Annotated in this window: 5 protein-coding genes; 3 read left to right on the forward strand and 2 right to left on the reverse strand. The window is 62.6% G+C overall.

Features of this window, described 5'->3' with window-relative positions; genetic code table 11:
* On the forward strand, positions 1-1,099 hold a 1,099-nt coding region (locus tag AC5DC2_RS18740; protein WP_491699561.1), incomplete at its 5' end, for a TQO small subunit DoxD.
* An 82-nt stretch (positions 1,100-1,181) separates the two neighbouring features.
* On the opposite strand, the gene AC5DC2_RS18745 is transcribed toward AC5DC2_RS18740, so the two are convergent.
* Together AC5DC2_RS18745 and AC5DC2_RS18750 are read right to left on the reverse strand one after the other, a co-directional pair.
* On the reverse strand, positions 1,182-2,489 hold the full coding sequence (locus AC5DC2_RS18745; protein WP_491699562.1) for a sensor histidine kinase: 1,308 nt from the start codon (positions 2,487-2,489) through the stop codon (positions 1,182-1,184).
* A complete protein-coding gene (locus AC5DC2_RS18750) occupies positions 2,486-3,148 on the reverse strand; it encodes a response regulator (protein ID WP_491699563.1) in 663 nt (220 codons plus the stop codon). The genes AC5DC2_RS18745 and AC5DC2_RS18750 overlap by 4 nt, the downstream gene beginning before the upstream one ends.
* Before the next feature lie 106 nt (positions 3,149-3,254).
* On the opposite strand from AC5DC2_RS18750, the gene dsbD reads away from it, so the two are divergent.
* Both dsbD and AC5DC2_RS18760 read left to right on the forward strand, forming a co-directional pair.
* Positions 3,255-5,063 (forward strand): protein-disulfide reductase DsbD, encoded by a 1,809-nt coding sequence (gene dsbD, locus AC5DC2_RS18755; protein ID WP_491699564.1) that lies wholly within the window; start codon positions 3,255-3,257, stop codon positions 5,061-5,063.
* Positions 5,064-5,084: 21 nt separating this feature from the next.
* The coding region (locus tag AC5DC2_RS18760; protein WP_491699565.1) for a thioredoxin domain-containing protein at positions 5,085-5,352 on the forward strand (268 nt) is incomplete at its 3' end.

Raw genomic sequence — 5,352 nt, forward strand, 5'->3', positions numbered from 1 at the left:
TTCCAATGCTGAAAGGAGCACCGCTGTGCAGACTATGAAAACAACAGGCGACGGGCAGTCAATCGGCCCGTCGGTCTGGCAGCTGATCGGAGCCGCGATTCTTGCCAACCGGCTTGTCATCGGATGGGTTTACTGGGGCGGCTTCTCGCGTCGTTTCATTTACGCAACGCAGAAAATCGATCCGGAATCGCCCGGATATCTGGCCAACAAGCTGGTTCATGCAGCACCCGGAGTGCCGTTTGGCTTCGGAAACATCGTCCACTGGATGCTCGATCACGGGCTGCTTTTGCATATTTCCGTCATCAGCTTCAGCCTTGTTGAGCTAGTGGTCGGCGTCGGGCTTATGCTGGGTCTTGCCACGCGTTTCGTGTCGCTGATCGGCATGGGGCTTTCAGTCGTGCTGATGATCATATTCGGCTGGATGGGCACGACCTGCCTTGACGAGTGGACGATGGCGGCCTGCAGTTTTGCCATGACCTCGGTGACGCTGGTGACGGGCAGCGGGCCTTACTCGATCGACAACCTGTTCGTAAAATCCGGCCGTATTGAAAGGAAGCCCTGGCTTGCCTGGTTTACAAGCGGTCCGCTTCCCATAACGCCCAGCCGCTTTGTGACGATTACCGCGCTTTTGGGCGTTCTGTCTTTCGTCTTCACGGTGTTCTTCTATGGCTTCTTCTTCGATGGCATCTACAGCCCGCTCGGCAAGCGCTTCGACAACCTGCATCCCCGCGTCACGATGAGCGAGGGCGTGCTGACCAAGGATACGGCTTCGGTGCATGTTTATATGGATCGCGGGCCCGACACGCAGGGGGCCTACATTGTCCGTGCCACGCTTGCGGACAAGAACGGCACGGATCAGCCAGTCTTCGATTACGGCGTCGATGCGCTTACGATCAAGGACGTTCTCAATATCACGGATAACCGCTTCGCGCCTTATTCGACCTGCAAGGCGCTGGCCTACAGTGTTCGCTGCCAGCTCGGCAGCCAGGCGTTACTGAATTTTGCGGTTCCCGCAGGCGCCGATATCAACGGGGATATGGTGCTCACGCTGACCGATGTTGAAGGAAAGACCTTCACGGCGCCGCTTTCTGAGCGCTGACTTTAAGATAAAGATACACTGTTGGAATGTGGCGCGGCTGACGAGGTCGCGCCATTTCTGCATTCAGGGCGTCGATGCACATTCAGAGCGGCCTGACCGATACGCGAAAGCCCTGACCGTCGGCCCCGTTCTCGAAGGTGAGAGATGCGCCGAGACGCTTTGCTGCCATCGCGGCAATTGTCAGCCCGAGCCCCGTGCCGGATGCCTTGTTGTCGCGGCCGCGATAAAACCGGCGGGTCAGGAGATCGATATCCTCCTCCCGCACGCCCGGACCGTTATCTTCAACGGTTAGTCCATCTCCCTCAGGTGTCATGCGCCAGCGCACCTCGCCATTCGCGCCCGCGTGCTGAACCGCATTTTCCTGCAGGTTTCGAAAAATCAGATGCAGTGTTTCGGCATTTGTCTCGGCGCTGAACTGGTCCAGAGCCGGGTCGATGATCGTTTTGCCGCCTTCGGGCAGGCCCGCGATCACATCGCGCAGCACTTCACCGATAACCGTCGGCCCCCGGCTGATCTGCTCCGATCCGGCTTCGAGCTTCGCCAGTGTCAGCAACTGGCGGACCATACGGTCGGTTCGGTCCACAGAGACAAGAATTTGCCTGAGGGCCTGATCGCGCATCGCGTCGTCTTTTGCAGCGCGCGCGACCTGCGCCTGCATGCGCAATCCAGCCAGCGGCGTTTTCAGTTCATGGGCCGCAAAGGCCGTCAGCTCACGCTCATGTCTGCGTGCTGCATCCACCTTGCCGAACAGGCCGTTGAGCGCATCCACCAGAGGCCGGACCTCGGACGGGGCGTCTTCGGCGTCAATCGCGCGCATGTCCTCGCCATCGCGGGCGGTAATGTCGCCGGCGATACGGTTCAGCGGACGAAGGCCGCGCCCGAGGCTGAACCAGATGAGAAAGCCGAACACCGGAAGCACCAGCGCTGCCGGGATCAGCAGCCCTGCAACCAGATCGCGGACGAGGCGGTCGCGAAGGCCGACGCGGTCGCCGACGACCACCCGCACGCCCTTCTCGGGGTCGATGATGGTATAGACCCGCCACGCCTCGCCATTCACCTCGCGATCGCCGAAACCCTCCTCATTGAGCGCGATGCTCTCATCCGGTGCCCCGCTGGAGCGGGCCACAAGATTTCCGTCGAGCGACCAGATCTGACACGACAATTGTTTCTCATAATCAATCGGGGCGAATGCTCCGTTCTCCCGCGCTGCATCAATATTGCTGCCGGAGACCAGCGAGTGAACCATGCGGGCGGCCTCCTGAAGCCGGGTATCGAGCACATGCTGAACCTCGAAGCGGCTCCAGCTCGAAATCCAGATCACCGCGGCAATCCAGATGATGCCGGACGCGACGACAAGCAGAATGAAAAGACGGCGACGCAGGGAATTCATCGGTCTGGCCTCATGCGGTAACCAAGCCCGCGCACGGTTTCGATGCTGGTTTTGCCGATCTTGGCGCGCAGATTGTGGATGTGGACTTCGATGGCATTGCTTTCGACTTCTTCCTGCCAGCCATAGAGCCGGTCTTCCAGTTGCTGCCGGGAGCGGATAACACCCGGGCGCTCCATCAGCGCCATCAGGATCGCGAATTCGCGGCGCGACAGGACAATCTCCCGGCCTTCCACGGTCGCCAGCATCTTCGAAGGGTCGAGCGCCACGCCATTGGTGGTCAACACCGGCTCGGCCTGTCCGTGGCCGCGGCGCGTGACCGCGCGCAGGCGCGCCGTAAGCTCGTCCAGATCGAAGGGCTTGCCGATATAGTCATCGGCGCCGACATCGAGACCGCGAATCCGGTCCGCTGTTTCATCGAGCGCGGTCAGCATCAGCACGGGCGTCCGATTTCCGGCCTGTCTGACATCCGCCAGCAGGTCGAGCCCGGAGCCGTCCGGCAGCATCAGGTCGAGGATGATCGCATCGTATGCGCCGGCCTTTATGGCCGCAAGGGCGTCGGCGCAGGTCGCCACGGCGTCGACGGTGTAGCCGTTGAGCCTGAGGCCGACAGCAAGGCCATCGGCCAGAACCGGATCATCCTCAATCACGAGTATGCGCATGGACTGTCTTTCCGTTTGAGCGTGGCCGTTGTTTTCCCGCCAACTTAAGGCTGACTTAAGCTGGCGGGATGATCTGACGCGCTGCTTTGATAATCAAGAATCGCAAATGACTGCAATGATCCGGTTCCTGCTCGCCCATTCCGTCGCCGCCCTTTTGCTTGTCGGCCTTTCGAGCGCCGCCTTCGGGCAGATGCCGCCGCCCGCCGACGAGGTCTTCCGGCTTCAGGCCAACCGCGACGGCAACGGTATGGTAACGCTCGACTGGACGATCGCGCCGGGCACCTATCTCTATCGCGACAGCATCAAGGCAAGCGAGGGCGGGGAGCCGGTTTCGTTGGCCTTGCCCGATGGCGTTGAAAAGGACGATCCGAATTTCGGCCATGTGGAAGTCTATCACGACCATGTGGAGGCCGCGCTCCCGCAAGGGCTTGGCACCGACAGGCTGACGGTGCGCTATCAGGGCTGCGCCGAACAGGGCATCTGCTATCCGCCGGTCGAAAAGACGATCGATCTGGCGAGCCTTTCGATATCGGGAAGCGGCAACCGGCTGAGCGCTGCCGCCGCCCCATCCAGTCCCTGGCAAACGGCTTCACGTGTTCGTCCTGCCGCTCCGGACACAAACCTGGCCGAGACCGGGCCGGACGAGACCGGGCGGGCTGCATCCTATCTCAACGGCAATGTGTTCTTGATGGCGGCGGGTTTTCTCGGCTTTGGCCTGTTGTTGTCGCTGACCCCGTGCGTCTTCCCGATGATCCCGATCCTGTCGGCCACATTGGCAGGCGCTGGTACGAAGCTTTCCGCCGGACGCGGGTTCATCCTGTCGCTTTCCTATGTGCTGGCCATGGCCGCCGCCTACGGTCTGGTCGGTCTGGTCGCCGGTCTGTCGGGCGCCAATCTTCAGGCGGCACTCCAGACGCCCTGGGCACTCGGATTTTCGGCGGCCGTGTTCATCGTGCTCGCGCTTGGCATGTTCGGCCTCTTCGAGCTTCAGCTGCCGTCAGCGCTCACAGCCCGTCTTGCCAGTCGCGGGCGTGGCGGCTCCGTGGCGGGGGCCGCGGTTTTGGGCTTCGGCTCCGCGCTCATCATCGGGCCCTGCGTTACCCCGCCACTGGCGGCGGCGATGCTTTATGCCATCAACACCGGCGAGGCCGCCCGGGGCGCTGCAGCACTCTTTGCCCTCGGTCTCGGCATGGGGTTGCCGCTGGTCGCCTTCGGCACATTCGGCGCGCGTATCCTGCCGAAATCCGGGCCCTGGCTTGTGGCGATCCGTCAGGCCTTCGGCGTCGTCTTTCTCGGCGTGGCCGTGATGCTCGTCGCGCGGCTTCTGCCGCCGCCCGCCGCTCTTGCCCTTTGGGGCGCGACGGCGATCGGTCTCGCCGTCTTCATCGGCGCCTTCGACCGCCTTTCCGCCGGAAGCGGCTGGGGGCAACGCGCAGCAAAGGCCGGCGGCCTCGTGACGTTCATCGCCGGCGCGGTCATGCTTGTCGGCGCGGCCGCCGGCCAGCGCGACCCGCTCAAGCCGTTGGCGTTTCTGGCCAGCGGTCCGCAACCCAGCCATCAGGTCGCTGAAACGCGGGTCACCGCGTCAGCGGCGTTCGACGAAGCGCTTGCCGGCGCCGGCCAAACGCCGGTGCTGGTCTCGTTCACCGCGGACTGGTGCACGATCTGCAAATCCAACGAAAAGATCATGGCCGAACCGGCGATTGCCGCGCGGCTTCAGGACGTTGCCGTGATCACGGTCGACGTCACCCGCCAGAATGGCGACGCGCGGGCGCTGATGGACCGGTTTTCCGTCGTCGGTCCGCCGACGCTTTTTCTGGTGGATCGCGACGGCCGGGAGATCGGCAATTCGCGGATCACCGGCGCCATCACCCCTGAAACCATTTCACAAAAACTGTCCCGGGCCGGCGCCTGAGGACCAATGAAGGAGACAGACATGAAGCGCAGGACCGTCCTGGCCGCTGCCGCGCTGGCGGCGTTCACTCTTGCAGGCGGCATGCCCGCAATGGCCCAGACTATCGACGTCAATGCCATTCTGCACGATCCCGACGCGCCCGAGGCGGGCAATCCCGAGGGCGACGTCACCATCGTGGCCTTCCTCGATTATAACTGCCCTTTCTGCAAGACATCGGCCCCGGACCTTGATCGTATCGTCGAGGAGGACGGCAATATCAGGCTCGTCTACAAGGACTGGCCGGTGCTTT

The organism is Martelella sp., assembly GCF_984369615.1.

Excerpts from the sequence above, each read along its gene's own strand:
- dsbD (WP_491699564.1), top strand. The coding sequence starts at position 3,255 with ATGACTGCAATGATCCGGTTCCTGCTCGCCCATTCCGTCGCCGCCCTT.
- AC5DC2_RS18745 (WP_491699562.1), bottom strand. The coding sequence starts at position 2,489 with ATGAATTCCCTGCGTCGCCGTCTTTTCATTCTGCTTGTCGTCGCGTCC.
- AC5DC2_RS18750 (WP_491699563.1), bottom strand. The coding sequence starts at position 3,148 with ATGCGCATACTCGTGATTGAGGATGATCCGGTTCTGGCCGATGGCCTT.